Source organism: Streptomyces sp. CNQ085 (genome assembly GCF_022614595.1).
In the GTDB taxonomy this organism is placed as follows: Bacteria; Actinomycetota; Actinomycetes; order Streptomycetales; family Streptomycetaceae; genus Streptomyces.
Map to the genome: position 1 here is coordinate 1 of NZ_JAJFAU010000097.1, position 15,783 is coordinate 15,783.

13 protein-coding genes, 1 pseudogene and 1 riboswitch are annotated in these 15,783 nt (G+C 74.3%); of the genes and pseudogenes, 10 read left to right on the top strand and 4 right to left on the bottom strand.

The window, feature by feature from the left end; genetic code table 11:
- The 9 genes and pseudogenes from LJ221_RS16360 to LJ221_RS16405 form a co-directional block, all read left to right on the top strand.
- Positions 1-328: pseudogene (locus LJ221_RS16360) on the top strand (ROK family transcriptional regulator); the annotation flags it as partial.
- A gap of 717 nt (positions 329-1,045) precedes the next feature.
- Positions 1,046-1,176: riboswitch (FMN riboswitch) on the top strand.
- Between the two features lie 207 nt (positions 1,177-1,383).
- Positions 1,384-2,508: a bifunctional diaminohydroxyphosphoribosylaminopyrimidine deaminase/5-amino-6-(5-phosphoribosylamino)uracil reductase RibD gene (gene ribD, locus LJ221_RS16370; RefSeq protein WP_241717485.1), complete on the top strand. Its 1,125-nt coding sequence runs from the start codon at positions 1,384-1,386 to the stop codon at positions 2,506-2,508.
- The gene (locus LJ221_RS16375; RefSeq protein WP_241717471.1) at positions 2,509-3,171 is read left to right on the top strand and encodes a riboflavin synthase; all 663 of its coding nucleotides are present in this window, start codon (positions 2,509-2,511) and stop codon (positions 3,169-3,171) included. It abuts the gene before it with no gap.
- Complete coding sequence (locus LJ221_RS16380; protein ID WP_241717472.1) at positions 3,168-3,911, top strand: nicotinamide mononucleotide transporter family protein; 744 nt, start codon at positions 3,168-3,170, stop codon at positions 3,909-3,911. Before LJ221_RS16375 ends, LJ221_RS16380 begins: the two co-directional genes overlap by 4 nt.
- A 2-nt stretch (positions 3,912-3,913) precedes the next feature.
- Positions 3,914-5,278 (top strand): bifunctional 3,4-dihydroxy-2-butanone-4-phosphate synthase/GTP cyclohydrolase II, encoded by a 1,365-nt coding sequence (locus tag LJ221_RS16385; RefSeq protein ID WP_374228479.1) that lies wholly within the window; start codon positions 3,914-3,916, stop codon positions 5,276-5,278.
- A 76-nt stretch (positions 5,279-5,354) separates the two neighbouring features.
- Positions 5,355-5,840, top strand: a complete 486-nt coding sequence (ribH, locus tag LJ221_RS16390; RefSeq protein WP_241717474.1) for a 6,7-dimethyl-8-ribityllumazine synthase — start codon at positions 5,355-5,357, stop codon at positions 5,838-5,840.
- A gap of 34 nt (positions 5,841-5,874) precedes the next feature.
- Positions 5,875-6,147 (top strand): phosphoribosyl-ATP diphosphatase, encoded by a 273-nt coding sequence (locus LJ221_RS16395; protein WP_241717475.1) that lies wholly within the window; start codon positions 5,875-5,877, stop codon positions 6,145-6,147.
- A 113-nt stretch (positions 6,148-6,260) separates the two neighbouring features.
- On the top strand, positions 6,261-7,109 hold the full coding sequence (hisG, locus tag LJ221_RS16400) for an ATP phosphoribosyltransferase (protein WP_241717476.1): 849 nt from the start codon (positions 6,261-6,263) through the stop codon (positions 7,107-7,109).
- Between the two features lie 80 nt (positions 7,110-7,189).
- Positions 7,190-7,672: a PH domain-containing protein gene (locus LJ221_RS16405; protein ID WP_241717477.1), complete on the top strand. Its 483-nt coding sequence runs from the start codon at positions 7,190-7,192 to the stop codon at positions 7,670-7,672.
- Between the two features lie 25 nt (positions 7,673-7,697).
- On the opposite strand, the gene LJ221_RS16410 is transcribed toward LJ221_RS16405, so the two are convergent.
- Together LJ221_RS16410 and LJ221_RS16415 are read right to left on the bottom strand one after the other, a co-directional pair.
- Complete coding sequence (locus LJ221_RS16410) at positions 7,698-9,653, bottom strand: AAA family ATPase (protein ID WP_241717478.1); 1,956 nt, start codon at positions 9,651-9,653, stop codon at positions 7,698-7,700.
- A 433-nt stretch (positions 9,654-10,086) separates the two neighbouring features.
- Positions 10,087-10,665: a uridine kinase gene (locus LJ221_RS16415; protein WP_241717486.1), complete on the bottom strand. Its 579-nt coding sequence runs from the start codon at positions 10,663-10,665 to the stop codon at positions 10,087-10,089.
- 284 nt (positions 10,666-10,949) lie between these two features.
- On the opposite strand from LJ221_RS16415, the gene LJ221_RS16420 reads away from it, so the two are divergent.
- Positions 10,950-12,359, top strand: a complete 1,410-nt coding sequence (locus tag LJ221_RS16420) for a peptidase C39 family protein (RefSeq protein WP_241717479.1) — start codon at positions 10,950-10,952, stop codon at positions 12,357-12,359.
- Positions 12,360-12,723: 364 nt separating this feature from the next.
- Here LJ221_RS16420 and LJ221_RS16425 read toward each other — a convergent pair whose 3' ends face one another.
- Complete coding sequence (locus LJ221_RS16425; protein WP_241717480.1) at positions 12,724-14,088, bottom strand: nicotinate phosphoribosyltransferase; 1,365 nt, start codon at positions 14,086-14,088, stop codon at positions 12,724-12,726.
- A gap of 79 nt (positions 14,089-14,167) precedes the next feature.
- A complete protein-coding gene (locus tag LJ221_RS16430; protein ID WP_241717481.1) occupies positions 14,168-15,712 on the bottom strand; it encodes a bifunctional aminoglycoside phosphotransferase/ATP-binding protein in 1,545 nt (514 codons plus the stop codon).
- Positions 15,713-15,783 lie beyond the last annotated feature (71 nt).

A 15,783-nucleotide genomic window follows, 5' to 3' on the forward strand; every position in this document is an offset into this window, starting at 1 on the left:
TCGTAGGACCGCGGTACGCAGTGCCGCGCCACCTGCTGCGGTGGCCGGCCCGCCGGGGGCCGGCGCCGAGGCGTTCCTGGACGCGCTGGCCGAACGGATCGCCGTGGGCGCCGCGGCCGTCGCCTCGGTGCTCGACCCCGGCTGTGTGGTGCTCGGCGGCGAGGTGGGGCGGGCCGGGGGGCAGCCGCTCGCGGAACGGGTGGGCGGCCGTCTGGCCGGAATGTCCCCGCTGGCCACCGAGGTGCTGTGCGGCACGGTCGAGGGGAGCCCGGTGCTCGGCGGGGGGCTGGTGACGGCCCTGGACGCGGCCCGGCGGGAGCGGTTCACCGGAGTGAAGCCCCGGTCAGCGGGGGCCCAGGTCCTGCCGGACACCCCATTCGCCGGTGGTACCGGGATGCTCGCCCTGCGTCCACCAGGGATGGGCGGTCGCCCGGCTTCAGGCGGGCGCGGCGCACTGTGTGCCGCCGGTGGTGCCGCCTGTCGTGGTGCCGCCGCCGTCACGCCGCGTGCCAGGTCCCCGGCCAGCCCGTACGTCTTGCCGCCGAAGGACGCCGAAGGACACCGTCCGGTTCGACGGCGTGGACACCGGCAGGTAGTACACGAAGTCGAGCTCGACCGACGCGACCGGCGCCGAGGTGGCGTAGCCGAACCGGAACTCCGTGCCGCCCGGAAGGGTCGCCCACCGCCCCGGCGCGCGTACGGGCGCGGGGGAGGCCTGCCGCGGAGGGCGGGGACGGACACGCTGGACGACATGCGTGGACCTTCCGACGCGGTGAGGGGTCGGGTGGGGAGTTCTGCGCAGAGGTCCCGTGCACCGGGGCGGATCGGGCGGACGGACCGGTACGCCCCGGGACGGACGGTGCCTCGGGCCCGGGCGTGCGCACGCCCGGGGCCGGTCCCTCGGAGGCGCCGCAGACACCAAGAGGACCAGACCAACAGACCAACAGGTCTGGATCAGTTCTCCGTTCAGTGCTGTGAGCCGCTCCACAGGCCCTCTCTGGTGCCGATCCAACCGGACGTGGCACACTGGTCGCGTACCAACGTCAAGCGCACTCCGGGGTCGGTGAAAGTCCGAACCGGCGGTTACAGTCCGCGACCCGGCCGCTGCCAGCGGCCGGTTGACCAGGTGTAATTCCTGGACCGACGGTTAAAGTCCGGATGGGAGGCAGTGCGCGGCGGGCCGCGAGACGGCCGGTACGCCGCCGTAGGCGGATCCACGGGTGCTCTGCCGGCCCGGAGATCCGGCCCGCCGCCCGGCGTCCCGTCCACCCCGCGGACCGTTCGTTCCCCGCACCGCCCCGGAGTCCGTGCCCGAAGAGGCAGGAGGACCCGGTGGCCACCGAAGCCGCAGCGCCCACCGCGCGGGAGCGCGAACGCGACGCCATGCGCCGCGCCGTCGCCCTCTCCGTCCGGGGCCTCGGCTCCACCAGCCCCAACCCCGTCGTCGGCTGCGTCGTCCTCGACGCCGCCGGGCACATCGCCGGCGAGGGCTGGCACCGGCGCGCCGGGGGCCCCCACGCCGAGGTCCACGCCCTCGCCGAGGCCGGGGAGGCGGCCCGCGGCGGCACCGCCGTCGTCACCCTGGAGCCCTGCGATCACACCGGCCGCACCGGCCCGTGCAGCCGCGCCCTGATCGACGCCGGCGTCACCCGGGTGCTCTACGCCGTCGCCGACCCCACCGTCGCCGCCCGGGGCGGCGCGGACACCCTGGCCGCCGCCGGAATCGACACCGAGGGCGGCCTCCTGGCCGAGGAGGCCGCCGAGGTCAACGCCCCCTGGCTGACCTCGGTGCGCCTGGGCCGCCCGTACGTGCGCTGGAAGTACGCCGCCACCCTCGACGGCCGTACCGCCGCCGCCGACGGCACCAGCCGCTGGATCACCTCCGGCACCGCCCGCGCCGACGTCCACCGGCTGCGTGCCGAGGCCGACGCCGTGCTCGTCGGCTCCGGCACCGCCCGCGCCGACGACCCCCACCTCGCGGTGCGCGGCGTCCCCGGCGCCGTCCAGCCGCTGCGCGTCGTCGCCGACACCGAGGCCCGTGCCGTCCGTCCCGGCGCCCGCGTCCTGGACGGTGAGGCCCCCACCCTGGTCGCCGTCGCCGACGACCTGCCGGAGGCCGCCACCGCCCACCTCGCCGGGCACGCCGAGGTGCTGCGGCTGCCGCGCGCCGGCCGCCCCGGCGGCGGCCTGGACGTCCCCGCGCTGCTCGCCGCCCTCCACGACCGCGGCGTGCGGTCGGTGCTGCTGGAGGGCGGCGCCACCCTGGCCGGGGCCTTCGTCGCCGCCCGGGCGGTGGACCGGGTCACCGCCTATCTCGCCCCGGCCCTCCTCGGCGCCGGGCCCGCCGCCCTCGCCGACGCCGGAATCGCCACCGTCGCCGACGCGTTGCGGCTGGCGGTGACCGCGGTCGAGCGAATCGGGCCGGACCTGCGCATCGACGCCGCGCCCGCGGTACCCGCCGTGCCCACCGCATCCGTCTCCGCCGTCCACGACCCCAAGGAGTCCTGAGTGTTCACCGGAATCGTCGAAGAGCTGGGCGAGGTCGTCGCGGTCGAGGAGCCGGCCGAGTCCGGCCGCTTCCGGCTGCGGGGCCCCCTGGTGACGGAAGGGGTGAAGCACGGCGACTCCATCGCGGTCAACGGCGTCTGCCTGACCGTCGTGGACACCGCCGACGGGGAGTTCACCGCCGATGTCATGGCCGAGACCCTCAAGCGCTCCGCTCTCGGCGCCCTGGCGGCCGGCGACCGCGTCAACCTGGAGCGGCCCATGGCGCTGGGCGGACGGCTGGGCGGCCATATCGTCCAGGGCCACGTGGACGGCACCGGGACCATCACCGAGCGAGTGCCCGGCGAGAACTGGGAGATCGTCAGGATCGCCGCCCCGGGCGGGCTCACCCGCTACATCGTGGAGAAGGGCTCGATCACCGTGGACGGTGTCAGCCTCACCGTCGTCGAGGCGGGCGAGGCGGACTTCACCGTCAGCCTCATCCCCGCCACCCTCGCCCTGACCACCCTGGGCGTGAAGGGCGTCGGGGACCCGGTCAACCTGGAGGTTGACGTCCTGGCCAAGTACGTAGAGCGGCTGCTCGGCCACCGCGCCGCCGCTGCCGCCGGGACGGCCGAGCACGGCGAGGTCACCAAGGCCGCCGAGGCTGCCGAGGTCGTCCGATGAGCGTGCTGGGGTGGCTCGACGGAACACTCAACGGGACCGCCTTCGAAGCGTTCGGCCAGAGCGTGAAGTGGTCCGACATGGTCGGTAATGTCATGGGCCTGATCGCCCTCGCCCTCGGCTGGCGCCGCTCCATCTGGACCTGGCCCGCGCAGTTCCTGGCCGGACTCATCCTGGTCGCCGCCTACACGTCCGCCCAGCTCACAGGCGGCGTCGGCAAGCAACTGCTGGTCATCGGCGTCGCTGTGTGGGGCTGGCGCCAGTGGCGGCGCGGCGCCCCCGCGCAGGGGGAGGACCGCGGGAGCGCGGCTGCCGGGCGGCCCTCCGGCGACGGGACGGGTGGCGGCGCGGGCGACAAGGCCGACGGCAGGATCACCGTGCGGTTCGCCACCTGGCGCGAACGCGGCCGGCTGCTGGCCGGGACGGCCGTCGGCACCCTCACGGTCGGCGGGCTGTTCATGCTCTACCCGCAGTTGTCCTGGAGCCCGTGGGCCGACGCCTACATCTTCGTCGGCACCCTGGCGGCGATGTTCGCCCAGGCCCGCGGCTGGGTGGAGTTCTGGTTCGCCTGGCTGCTGGTGGACCTGGTCGGCGTCCCGCTCGCCTTCGGCAGCGGCCTCGCCTTCTCCGGCCTGGTCTACGTCATCTACTTCGTCCTCGTCCTGTGGGGTCTGCGCGACTGGTGGCTGCGCTCCCGTGCGGAGGCGGCGAACGCCCCGACTCTGGAAGGAGCTTCGGCATGACCATGCTGCACACCCGGAACCCGTACCCCGCCGGTTCCACCACCCTCACCGCAGGGGCCGACGCGTTCGGCGGTGCGGCTGGCGAGACCCTGGCGCTGGACCCGGTCGAGCGCGCGATCGCCGACATCGCCGCCGGACGCCCGGTGGTCGTCGTCGACGACGAGGACCGCGAGAACGAGGGCGACCTCGTCGTCGCGGCCGAGCTGATAACGCCGAAGGTCGTCGCCTTCATGATGAGCGAGTGCCGGGGCCTGATCTGCACGCCGATGGAGGCCGGCGAGCTGGAGCGGCTGGAACTGCCTCAGATGGTCGGGGACAACACCGAGTCGATGGGCACCGCCTTCACCGTCTCCGTGGACGCCTCCGCCGCCCACGGCGTTACCACCGGTATCTCCGCCGCCGACCGCGCCACCACCATCCGGCTGCTGGCCGACCCGGCATGCGAGGCCGGCGACCTCGTGCGCCCCGGCCACGTCTTCCCGCTGCGCGCCCGCCCCGGCGGCGTGCTGGAGCGCCCCGGCCACACCGAGGCCGGAGTCGACCTCGCCCGCCTGGCCGGACTGCGTCCCGCCGCCGCCATCGTGGAGATCGCCGGCGAGGACGGCACCATGCTGCGACTGCCCGAGCTGGTGCCCTTCGCCCGCAAGCACGGACTGGCGATCGTCTCCATCGAGGCGCTGATCGCCCACCGCCGCTCCCGCGCGCAGGCCGCCCCCGCCACCCCCGGCCCGGACGTTCCCGCCGTCCGCCGCGAGGCCGTCACCTCCCTGCCCACCGCCCACGGCGACTTCCGCGCCCACGGCTACCGCTCCGCGGCCGACGGCGTCGAGCACATCGCCCTGGTCGCCGGGGACGTCGAGGGAGCCGAGGACGTACTGGTCCGAGTGCACTCCGAATGCCTGACAGGCGACGTGTTCGGCTCGCTGCGCTGCGACTGCGGACCCCAACTGGAGGACTCCCTGCGCCGCGTGGCCGCCGAGGGCCGCGGCGTAGTGATCTACCTGCGCGGGCACGAGGGCCGGGGCATCGGCCTGCTGTCCAAACTGCGCGCCTACCAGCTCCAGGAGGCGGGCCGCGACACCCTCGACGCCAACCTGGAACTCGGCCTGCCCGCCGACGCCCGCGACTACGCCGCCGCCGCGCGGATGCTCACCGACCTCGGTGTGCGCTCCCTGCGGCTGATGACCAACAACCCCGACAAGACCGGCGCCCTCGCCCGGTACGGTCTGCGCGTCACCGGCCGCGAGCCGGTGCCCGTCCAGGCGGGCGAGCACAACTTGCGCTACCTGCGCACCAAGCGGGACCGGATGGGGCACGACCTGCCCTGGCTGGACGGGGGAGCCGTGCCCGTCCGCAGCGGCCGGTGACACCGGCTCCGCCGGACACCCCACCCCTGCATCCCCACCCGTACACCCACCGAACGACCCGTCGACGAGGAGCAACGTGAGCGGTAAGGGCGTCCCCGAACTGACCGTCAAGAACTGCGGCGATCTGCGCGTGGCCGTGATCGCCGCGCAGTGGCACGAGAAGGTGATGGGCGGCCTGCTCGACGGCGCGCTGCGCGCCCTGGGCGAGCTGGGCATCCACGAGCCCACCGTGCTGCGCGTCCCCGGCAGCTTCGAGCTGCCCGTCGCCGCCAGGGTGCTGGCCGCCCGCGGCTACGACGCGGTCGTCGCGCTCGGTGTCGTCATCCGCGGCGGCACCCCGCACTTCGACTACGTCTGCCAGGGCGTCACCGCCGGCCTCACCCGGGTCTCCGTGGAGACCGGCGTGCCCGTCGGCTTCGGCGTGCTGACCTGCGACACCGAGGAGCAGGCCCTGGACCGCGCCGGGCTGGAGGGCTCCGGCGAGGACAAGGGGCACGAGGCGGTCACCGCCGCCGTCGCCACGGCCGCCGTCCTGCGCACCGTCGCGGAACCCTGGCGGTGAACGGGGCCGCGACCGGCGTAGGGTAGGGGGCACCATGGCGAACAAGACATTCGAGGAGCTCTTCGGTGAGCTCCGACAGAAGGCCGCCACCGGCGACCCCGCCACCTCCCGCACCGCCGAACTGGTGGCCGCGGGCGTCCACACCATCGGCAAGAAGGTCGTCGAGGAGGCCGCCGAGGTGTGGATGGCCGCGGAGCACGAGGGAGCGGAGCGTACCGCCGAGGAGATCTCCCAACTGCTGTACCACCTTCAGGTGATGATGGTCGCCCGGGGTATCGGCCTCGACGACGTATACGCTCATCTGTAGGCCGGACCGCCCCGGATCCCCGGCGCCGTTCCGCCGACCGCGCCCCTCACCCGCACGCCACGACCCACTCCGCGCCGCCCGCACCGGCCCGAAGAAGCGAAGGAAGACCACCCATGCTGCGCATCGCCGTCCCCAACAAGGGTTCACTGTCCGAGCCTGCGTCGGCGATGCTCCATGAGGCCGGCTACAAGCAGCGCAAGGACCGCCGTGAACTGGTCCTGGTGGACGGCGAGAACGAGGTCGAGTTCTTCTTCCTCCGCCCCCGTGACATCGCCGTCTACGTGGGCTCCGGCAAGCTCGACATCGGCATCACCGGCCGCGACCTGCTGCTGGACTCCGGAGCCGCCGCCGAGGAGATCCTCCAGCTCGGTTTCGCGGCCTCCACCTTCCGCTACGCCACCCGCCCCGGCACGGCGGGCGGCGTCGGCGACTTCGGCGGCATGACCATCGCCACCTCCTTCCCCGGCCTGGTCGCCAAGCACCTGGCCGACAACGGGGTGGACGCATCCGTCGTCCGCCTGGACGGCGCGGTGGAGACGGCCATCCAGCTCGGCGTCGCCGAGATCATCGCCGATGTCGTCGAGACCGGCACCACGCTGCGCAACGCCGGACTGGACATCATCGGCGAACCCATCCTGGAGTCCGAGGCCGTCGTCATCCGGCGCACCGGGGCCCCCGCCGACGACCCCAAGGTGCGGCAGTTCCTCCGCCGTATGCAGGGCGTCCTGGTGGCCCGGCGCTACGTGATGATGGACTACGACATCCGGGCCGAGAGGGTGGAGCGGGCCGTGGCCCTCACCCCGGGACTGGAGTCGCCCACCATCTCGCCGCTGCACCACGAGGGCTGGGTCGCGGTGCGCTCCATGGTGCCCGCCAGGGACGCCCAGCGGATCATGGACGACCTGTACGATCTGGGTGCCCGGGCGATCCTCACCACCGGCATCCACGCCTGCCGCCTCTGAGGCCGCCGGCCCGCACCGGCCAGCCCGAGCACCGGCCCGCCGAAGCATCCGACCCGCCGACCCACCGGAGAGCGACGCACGTGCCCGCCCCCGCCCCCCAGCCCGGCGCAGACCCCGGCCCCGGTCCCGAACTGCCGGTGACCTTCCGGCCCGCCCGCACCCGCGCCGTCCTGCTGTCGGTCGGCGCCGCGATCCTGGCCACCCTCACCACGGTCGCGATGATGCTGGAGATCGGACCCGGGGAGCGGGCCTCCTTCGTCCTCACCGGCCTGCTCTTCCTCGGCGTCCTCGCCCTGCTCAGCCGCCCGAGGGTGATCGCCGAGGAGAGTGGCGTCACGGTCGTCAACCTCACCACCGTCCGCCGCCTGGAGTGGGCGGAGATCGTCAGGGTGAACCTCCGCTCCGGCGACCCCTGGGTCCTGCTCGATCTCGCCGACGGCACCAGCCTGCCCGCCATGGGCATCCAGCCCGGCATCGCGAAACAGCAGGCCGTCCGGGACGCGAAGGCGCTGCGCGCACTGGCCGAACACCACGGCACGGGGCCGGGGTCGTCCTCCCGCTGACCATCGCTCCGCTTCAAAGCGGTGGTCAGGTGAACGACGGAGGTTCGCGCCGCGGCTCCTCGGGGCCGCGCCCGGACAGCACCTCACCGTAGGCCTGTATCAGGTCCGGCAGCCGCAGCGTCACCAGCTCCTGCCGTGAAGGCGTGCCCGGGCACTCCGAAAGCCGCAGATCGCGGTAGGCGCAGGACTTCTCGTACAGGGTGCGCAGGAAGCGGCCGTTGCCCAGCTCGTCGATCCACCCCTGGCCCACCACGTGACCGCTGATGCTGCGCAGCTCCTCCAGCGCCTCCTCGTCCCACGCGTCGCCGTTGCCGGCCGCCAGCGCCTCCCCGATCGCCGTCAGCTCCGGCGGGCGGTAGCTGGGGAAGTCCACCCGGGTGGTGAAGCGCGAGCCCAGGCCCGGATTGGCGGCCAGCAGCCGGTCCATGCCCTCCGGGTAGCCCGCCAGGATCACCACCAGCCGGTCCCGGTTGTCCTCGGCGCGCTTGAGCAGCACCTGGAGCGCCTCATCGCCGTACGCGTCGCCCATGCCGTGACCGGTGTTGGACAGGCTGTACGCCTCGTCCACGAAGAGCACCCCGCCCAGCGCGGAGTCGATCAGCTCGTTCGCCTTGACCGCCGTCTGGCCGAGGTACTCGCCCACCAGATCGGAGCGCTGCGCCTCCACCAGGTGGTCGCCGCCCAGCAGGCCCAGCGCGCAGAACACCTGCCCCAGGATCCGCGCCACCGTCGTCTTGCCCGTCCCCGAGGGGCCGGAGAAGAGGAAGTGCCGCTTGGGCGGCTGGACGGGCAACCCCTGTTCGGCACGGAGCCGCGCCATGTGCAGCTGCGCCGACAGCGCCCGCACCTGGCGCTTGACCGGCTCCAGACCGACCATACGCTCCAGCTCCTCCATCGCGCGGGCCAGCAGCACCGGATCGGCCGGCCCCGCCGGGAAGCGCCCGGCCGTCCCCCGGCCGCCGGAGGATCGCTCCCGCGCCCAGTCCGCCTCCGCCGGCACGGGCCCGCCCGCGCCGGCGGCCGTACCGCCGGCCCCGCCACCATCCGTGCCGGCGGAGCGCGGGCTCCCGGCGGCCGGGTCGGCGAGATACACACTGTCGGCCGACCACCCCCCGTCGGCCGGAGGGCCGCCCGGCCCGCCGGCGCCGTCCCCGGCCGTCGTGGCCGCCGCCGGTGTCGGCGGAGCGTCGTCCAGTCCGTCGCCCTCGGCGATGGCGGTGAGCCGGGCGGCGGTGTCCATGAACGCCGGGTCCACCCGGTACACCGCCCGGTACAGCGGCAGCGCCGCCGCGCTGCGCCCGGTCCCCTCCCGCGCCCGGGCCAGCCAGTAGCGCAGCTCCTTGCGCTGCGGCTGCTCGCTGCGGCAGCGCATCAGGGCGGCGGCCAGCAGCGGCTCGGCCTGCCCGTACATCTCCAGCCGCACCCGGGCCATGCCCGCGAACAGGCTCGCCTCGACGCCCATCAGCGGATCGCCCACCAGCGGCTCGGTGTGCCGCACCAGCAGTTCCCAGTCCTTGGCCAGGTAGGCGCGGCAGGCGTGCAGGAACCGCACCTGGGGGTCGGCCTCCACCGGCGGGCACCCGGCCAGCGCCCGGTCCAGATCGGCCACACTCCGGCCGTCCAGCCAGTGCGAGGCGTGTGCCAGCAGCAGGTCGCGTTCGGTCTCCAGCACCGGCTGCACCCACCAGCCCAGCCAGTACCAGGAGTTGAGGGCGCGGCCGTGCCGGGCGCGCTGCTCGCCGAAGCGGTGTCGGTGCTCGTGCATCCGCAGCAGCGCGGTGGCGGTGTCCGCCCGCAGGGCGTGCAGTCCCAGCCAGGCGTCGGCCATACCCGGGTCGATGCGCACGGCGGCGCGGAACTCCTCCTCGGCGTGGGTGTAGGAGCCCACGGTGTACGCGTCGACACCGCGCAGCCAGGCGAGATCGGCGGGGGCCTGCGAACCGTGGACGTCCCGCGTGCCGTAGTCCCTCACGTCCCCCACGAAACGTCCCCCGAAGGTATGCGCCGGGTGGTCGCCCGACGGCGGCGGTGGTTCTCGACGGCGCTCAACGAACATGCTGCTGAAGGGAGTTGACACAGGCAGCGGGGCAGGAGCCCCGGCTGTCCACGGCCTTTGGCATGGTACCCGCGCCGCGGTTCCGGCCGTAGACGGCCTACGGGCAGGCCGGAGGGGGGCGGGGAGGAGCCACGGGCCGACGGCGGCCACCCGGTGACGGACGGTGACGGAAGGTCCGGGACGGCGTCCGGACAGGACGAAGCCCCCGATCACGGGGGAACAACCGGGGGCTTCGTGTGGTGAACAGCCCGTCAGGCCGTTCAGGGAGAACGTAGAACCAGGACCCGGGGGCGGTCAAGCCGGTGCGGGACGGAACATGCGACCCGTCCCGGCGGAAGCTCGTACTGCTGATGCCATGTCACCCACCGTGTTCCTCGGGGGATTTCTCCGCCTCCCCTCGCGGCCCCGGAAGCACCAGGTATCCCTGTGCGCGCGGCCTTACCAGGATATCGGCGTGGAGGAGGGTGGGATCGGCGGTGAAGTGCCGTTCCTCCGCGCGCTCCCACCCGTTCCAGAAGTCCGCGAGCCCCGGCCCGTCCCTGCGCCGCCCCCGGGCCCACGCCTCCTCGCGTGGCACGTCCAGCCATACGACACAGGCCAGACGGGGGCGCAGGGTGCGGCGGCCCGCGCCGACCCCCTCCACCAGCACCACCGGCGCGGGCGGCAGCGTGCGCTCCCCGTCGAACACCCGGCGCTCCCAGTCGTACACCCCGTACCGGGCCGGCTCACCGCGCGAGAGGGGGGCGGCCACCTGCTCCAGAAAACGGGCCGTCCACTCGAACAGGGCATCGTGGCTCGCCAGGTCATCCAGGTGGAGTACTGGCGCCCCGCCCAGCTCCGCCGCGAGGAGCCCGGCCAGCGTGCTCTTGCCGGAGCCCGCGTGCCCGTCCACCGCCACCAGCCGCACCGGCCCGCACGACGGCGGCAGGGCACGCAGCCACCGGGCGAGACCGGCCGGACGGGCCGGGCCGGACGGGCCGGAGCGGGTACGGGAGGTCACCGCCCCAGCCTACGGCCGGCCGGGTGGCGCCACTGGCCGGGACCAATGCTCCCGGGTGCACGGAAGCCCGCAGCACTGGCCCCGGGGATCGGGCGGCGGGAAGATGTGGACACTCCGCGGTGCGTCCGCGGCACCACCGTCGCCACCGCCGTACCGGCGCAGCACCCACGCGCGACACCACGCGCGCACCGACTCACGGAAGGACCGGGGTACCCACCGCCATGACCGACAGCAGACCGGCCACCCGCCGCACCGTACTCGCCGCCGCCGTTGCCACCGCAGCCGCCGTCGCTTCCCGGACCGCTCTCTCCCCGGCCGCCGCCTCCCCCCTTCCGGCCGCCCCTACCACCCCCTCCGCACCCGGAACGGGCCGCGGCGGCCCGAGGCGGAACGGCTCCACGGTTGACTACCACGGCTGGTCCTCCACCGCCGACTGGCGCTCCGGCACCGGGCGGGGCACCCGCGTGGCGGCCGGCCACCACCCCGGCATCACCATCGCCACCCCCGCGGGCACCGCCGACTACACCGACCCGCACACCCGGCGCACCGCCGCCTGGGAGTACGCCGTCTGGACCTCCCCCGTCCACCGCCTGCCGGTGCCCGCGAGCGAACTCGTCGCCTCCTGGAACGCCCACACCCCGGCCGGCACCTGGATCCGGATCGAGATGCGGGGTACCTACACCGACGGGGCCGACACCCCCTGGTACACCCTGGGCGTCTGGGCCGCCGGCGACGAGGACATCCGCCGCACCTCCGTGGACGGCCAGGGCGACGGCAGATCCAGCATCTGGACCGACACCTTCTCCGTCGACGACACCTCCACCGGCCTGCGCCTGGCCTCCTACCGGCTGCGCGCCACCCTCCACCGCGCCCCTGGCGCCGACACCGCTCCCGTGGTCCGGCGCCTGGGCGCCATGGGCTCCGACGTCCCCGACCGCTTCGAGGTCCCGGCCTCCGCGCCGGGCGCGGCCGCGGGCGTCGAGCTGGACGTCCCGCGCTACTCGCAGAACACCCACATCGGCCAGTACCCGGAGTACGACAACGGCGGCGAGGCGTGGTGCAGCCCCACCTCCTCGCAGATGATCATCGAGTACTGGGGTCGCGGGCCCACCGCCGAGGACCTGTCCTGGGTCGACCCCGGGTACGCCGACCCCCAGGTCTGCCACGCCGCCCGCTTCACCTACGACTACCAGTACTCCGGCTGCGGCAACTGGCCGTTCAACACCGCCTACGCGGCCACCTACCGCGACATGCAGGGCATCGTGACCCGCCTGGACTCCCTCGCGGACGCCGAGTGCCTGATCCGCGCAGGCATCCCCCTGATCACCTCCCAGTCCTTCCTGGAGTCCGAACTCGACGGCGCGGGCTACGGCACCGCGGGCCACCTGATGACCGTCATCGGCTTCACCGAGGACGGCGACGTCATCGCCAACGACCCGGCCAGTGACAGCAACGAGGCCGTCCGCCGCGTCTACAAACGCCGGCAGTTCGAGAACATCTGGCTGCGCACCAAGCGCTACAACGCCAACGGTCAGGTCAGAAGCGGCACGGGAGGCATCTGCTACATCCTCTTCCCGGCAGAGCCGGCACCGAGTCAGCACCGCGCCCTGCGCGCGCTCGGCATCCGCTGACCCGGCGCCGCCGAAGACGGCCCCGAGCACCTGCCGGCAGCGCTCGCCGCCGTCGGCGGTGAGGTGGCCGTAGCGGTCCGCCGTGACCCTGATGGAGGCGTGCCCCGTCCACCGCGACACCTCGTGGAGGGGAACGCCGCTACTCAGGGTCACGGTGGCTCACTTGTGCCGCAGGTCGTGTGGATCGTATTCCCGGATTCCCAGCCGCAGGATCGCACGGTCCCACGACTTGCGGAACAGATCCGGATAGAGCCGATCGTTTGACAGACCCAGCGGCGGCACCCCTCTCAAGGGCCCCGGGCGGTCGCCCGGTCGCCGCCCGGGGCCCTTGAGAGGGGTGCCGCCGGCCGGCGGTCTCCGCGGGTCAGCCCCCCGCCCCGCGGCCGGCGAACACCCGTTCCTCGATACGGGAGCGCACCTCGGCGGTCAGACGTGACAGGGCCTCGGAGGCGACGGGCTCCGGCGGTACCGGATCCACCACACGCCGCGCCTCATCGGGCAACCGGGCCAGGTCGGCCTCGAACCGCTCGCGGACGGCCGTCAGGGCTGAGGGGGCCGCGACACGACGGCCGCCGGTCATCACCGTCTCCAGCAGCGGTTCGGCGCCGGGCGGCGGAGCCTCGTCCCGCAGTCCGACGACATCGGCGAAGCCCGGGCCGCGGAAGACCTGCTTGGCCCCCGGGGCGGTCACCTTGGCCGCCGACAGTTTCATCACCGGCCGTCCCCCGTAGGACACCAGCTTGTAGGCGGAGTCCAGATAGGGGGCGTCGGCCGAGACCCCGACACGGGTGCCCACGGCGTAGGTGTCGATCGGGGCACCCGAGCGCACCAGGCGGTCGACGCCGTACTCGTCCAGGCCTCCGCTGGCGGTGATCCGCACCTCCTCCAGCCCGGCCCCGTCCAGGATCCGCCGCGCGCGTACGGCCAGCTCCCCCAGATCACCGCTGTCGAGCCGGACGGCGCAGCCGGGCCCGTACCCCAGGTCGCGCAGCACCCGCGCCGCCGTCCGCACGCCCTCCTCGGTGTCGTAGGTGTCCACCAGGAAGGTCACTGGTCCCGGATGGACCCGGGCGAAGGCGCGGAACGCCGCCTCCTCGTCCTCGTATGCCTCAACGAAGGAGTGCGCCATGGTGCCCACCGCCGGGATGCCGTAAGCGGCGGACGCGGCCACATCACTGGTTCCGGCGAAACCTGTCAGAGCGCCGAGCCGGGCCATGCGCAAGCCCGCCTCGATCCCGTGGGCGCGGCGCAGCGAGAAGTCCACCACCGGACGGCCGGCGGCGGCCAGGACGCAGCGCGCGGCCTTCGACGCGACGGCCGTCTGGTGGCTGAGCTGGTTGAGCAGGCAGGTCTCCACCAGCTGCGCCTGCGGCAGCGGCGCGGTCACCTCCAGCAGCGGCTCGCCCGCCAGCACGATCCGGCCCTCGGGCACCGCCCGCACCTCACCGGTGAACTCCAGCCCCCGCATCGGCTCCAGGTCCTCCGCCGGGCGGTGCAGCGCCTCGGCGAAGGCGGCGGCCTCGCTCGCGCCCACCCGCAGCCCTTCCAGGTACGACAGCGCCGACTCCAGCCCCGCCGCCACCAGGAAGCCGCGGTGCGGCGGCAGCTTCCGCACGAACAGGCTGAAGACGGCCTCGCCGGTCATGTCCTCGCGCAGATAGGCCAGGGCCATGCTCACCTCGTACAGGTCCGTGGTGAGCGCTCCGGGGACGGTCATCTGTCCGGTCATGTCCGCATCCTCCTTCCGTGCGCGGCCCGGCGCACCTCCACACGGCGCATCTCCGCGAGGAGGTCTGCCGCCCCGTCCGTCAGCCCGGCTCCATGTAGGGGCGGCGGAAGGCCGGTGCGGGCCCGGCGCCGTACGGGTACACGGCCGCCAGCGCCTGGTCGGCGGCCCCCCGGAGCGGGCCGGAGGTGTCCACGGTGACGGCCTCCGGCCACGGAGCCTCCCGCCGCGCCATCGCGGCGGCCACCTCCGTCCCGGCGTCGGACACCCCCGGCTCGCGGCCTGCCAGCCGGGAGGCGGCCACATCACCCGGCGTCCGGCAGTGCAGGGCCACCAGCTCCGCACCGGCGCGCTCGGCGGTTCGCCGGGCCGCCTCCCGCTGCTCCGGGTCCGTCCAGCTCGCGTCCAGCACCACCGACTCGCCCGAGGACAGCAGGGAGGCCGCGCGGTCCAGCAGGGTCGCGTAGGCGGCACGTGTCCGTTCGGGCGTGTACAGGCCCTCGCCGTAAGGGGCGGGCGCCGGCCGCTCGGCCGGGATGCCCGCCAGCTCCTTGCGGACGCGGTCGCTGCTGAGCAGCGTGACGCCCATCCGGTCCGCCAGGGCCCCCGAGAGGGTGGACTTGCCGCGGCCCGGCAGTCCGCCGACCAGGACCAGACGCACTGCGGAGGCGCGCAGATGGCGCAGGGCCGCGGCCATCAGCCCCCGCGCCTCCTCCCGCGCCTCCGGCGCGCCCTGGACGGCCTGGATGAGGGAGACCTTGGCGCGGACGAAGGCGCGGTAGGCCACGTAGTGGTGCCACAGGGAGGGCGGCGCGGGATCCCCGGAGTACTCGCTGTAGCGGGCCAGGAAGAACGCCGCCCCCTCCGGTGTGCCCAGCTGCTCCAGGTCCATCGCCAGGAACGCCGCGTCGTCCAGGCCGTCGACGCGGCGCAGCCGGTCGTCGAACTCCAGGCAGTCCAGCACGCGCGGGCCGTCGTCGAGGCAGAAGACGTCCTCGGCCCGCAGGTCGCCGTGCCCGTCGACGACCCGGTTGCGGCGGATACGCGTCTCGAACAGCACCTCGCGGCCGCCGAGGTAGCGGCGCACCAGCCGCTCGGCCTCGGACATCCCCTCGGGCAGTTCGACCGCGCCCTCGAGGGCGCGGAACCCGGCGAAGTTCGCCTCCCAGCGTTCGGCGAGCGCGTCCCGGGTGCCCTCGCGCACCACCTCCGGACCGCGCGGGGAGTCCGCGTGCCGCGCCGCCAGCAGCCGTGCCACGGCCCGCAGTGGCCCCCGCACGTCCGTGCCCCGGCGTGCCAGGGCCGCCAGCCGGCGCTCGGCCGGCATACGGCGCATCACCACGACCGGCTCGGCCCCGTCGGCCTCCTCCTGTCCGGAAGGGGGGTCGAAGGGGCAGCGGACCTCCGCGAGCCCCAGGTAGACGTCGGGTGCGAAACGGCGGTTGAGCTCGATCTCCCGCTCGCACCCCCGCCGCCGGGCGGCCAGGGTGGTGAAGTCCACGAACCCCAGGCCGACCGGTTTCTTGAGCTTGTAGACGCGGTCCTCGAGGAAGAACAGCACCGCCGTGTGGGTCTCGCGGACCTCCGCCCGCGGTGGGTGGGGGCCGGAGGTCGGGGGTGTGGTCATCCTGTGGCTCCTTGGCTCCCTGGCTGCCGTCGAGCGTGCCGAAGTCGTGCCGCACTCCTGCGGGGGGGGGG

Excerpts from the sequence above, each read along its gene's own strand:
- ribD (WP_241717485.1), top strand. The coding sequence starts at position 1,384 with ATGCGCCGCGCCGTCGCCCTCTCCGTCCGGGGCCTCGGCTCCACCAGC.
- LJ221_RS16380 (WP_241717472.1), top strand. The coding sequence starts at position 3,168 with ATGAGCGTGCTGGGGTGGCTCGACGGAACACTCAACGGGACCGCCTTC.
- LJ221_RS16385 (WP_374228479.1), top strand. The coding sequence starts at position 3,914 with ATGCTGCACACCCGGAACCCGTACCCCGCCGGTTCCACCACCCTCACC.
- LJ221_RS16395 (WP_241717475.1), top strand. The coding sequence starts at position 5,875 with ATGGCGAACAAGACATTCGAGGAGCTCTTCGGTGAGCTCCGACAGAAG.
- hisG (WP_241717476.1), top strand. The coding sequence starts at position 6,261 with ATGCTGCGCATCGCCGTCCCCAACAAGGGTTCACTGTCCGAGCCTGCG.
- LJ221_RS16420 (WP_241717479.1), top strand. The coding sequence starts at position 10,950 with ATGACCGACAGCAGACCGGCCACCCGCCGCACCGTACTCGCCGCCGCC.
- LJ221_RS16425 (WP_241717480.1), bottom strand. The coding sequence starts at position 14,088 with ATGACCGGACAGATGACCGTCCCCGGAGCGCTCACCACGGACCTGTAC.
- LJ221_RS16430 (WP_241717481.1), bottom strand. The coding sequence starts at position 15,712 with ATGACCACACCCCCGACCTCCGGCCCCCACCCACCGCGGGCGGAGGTC.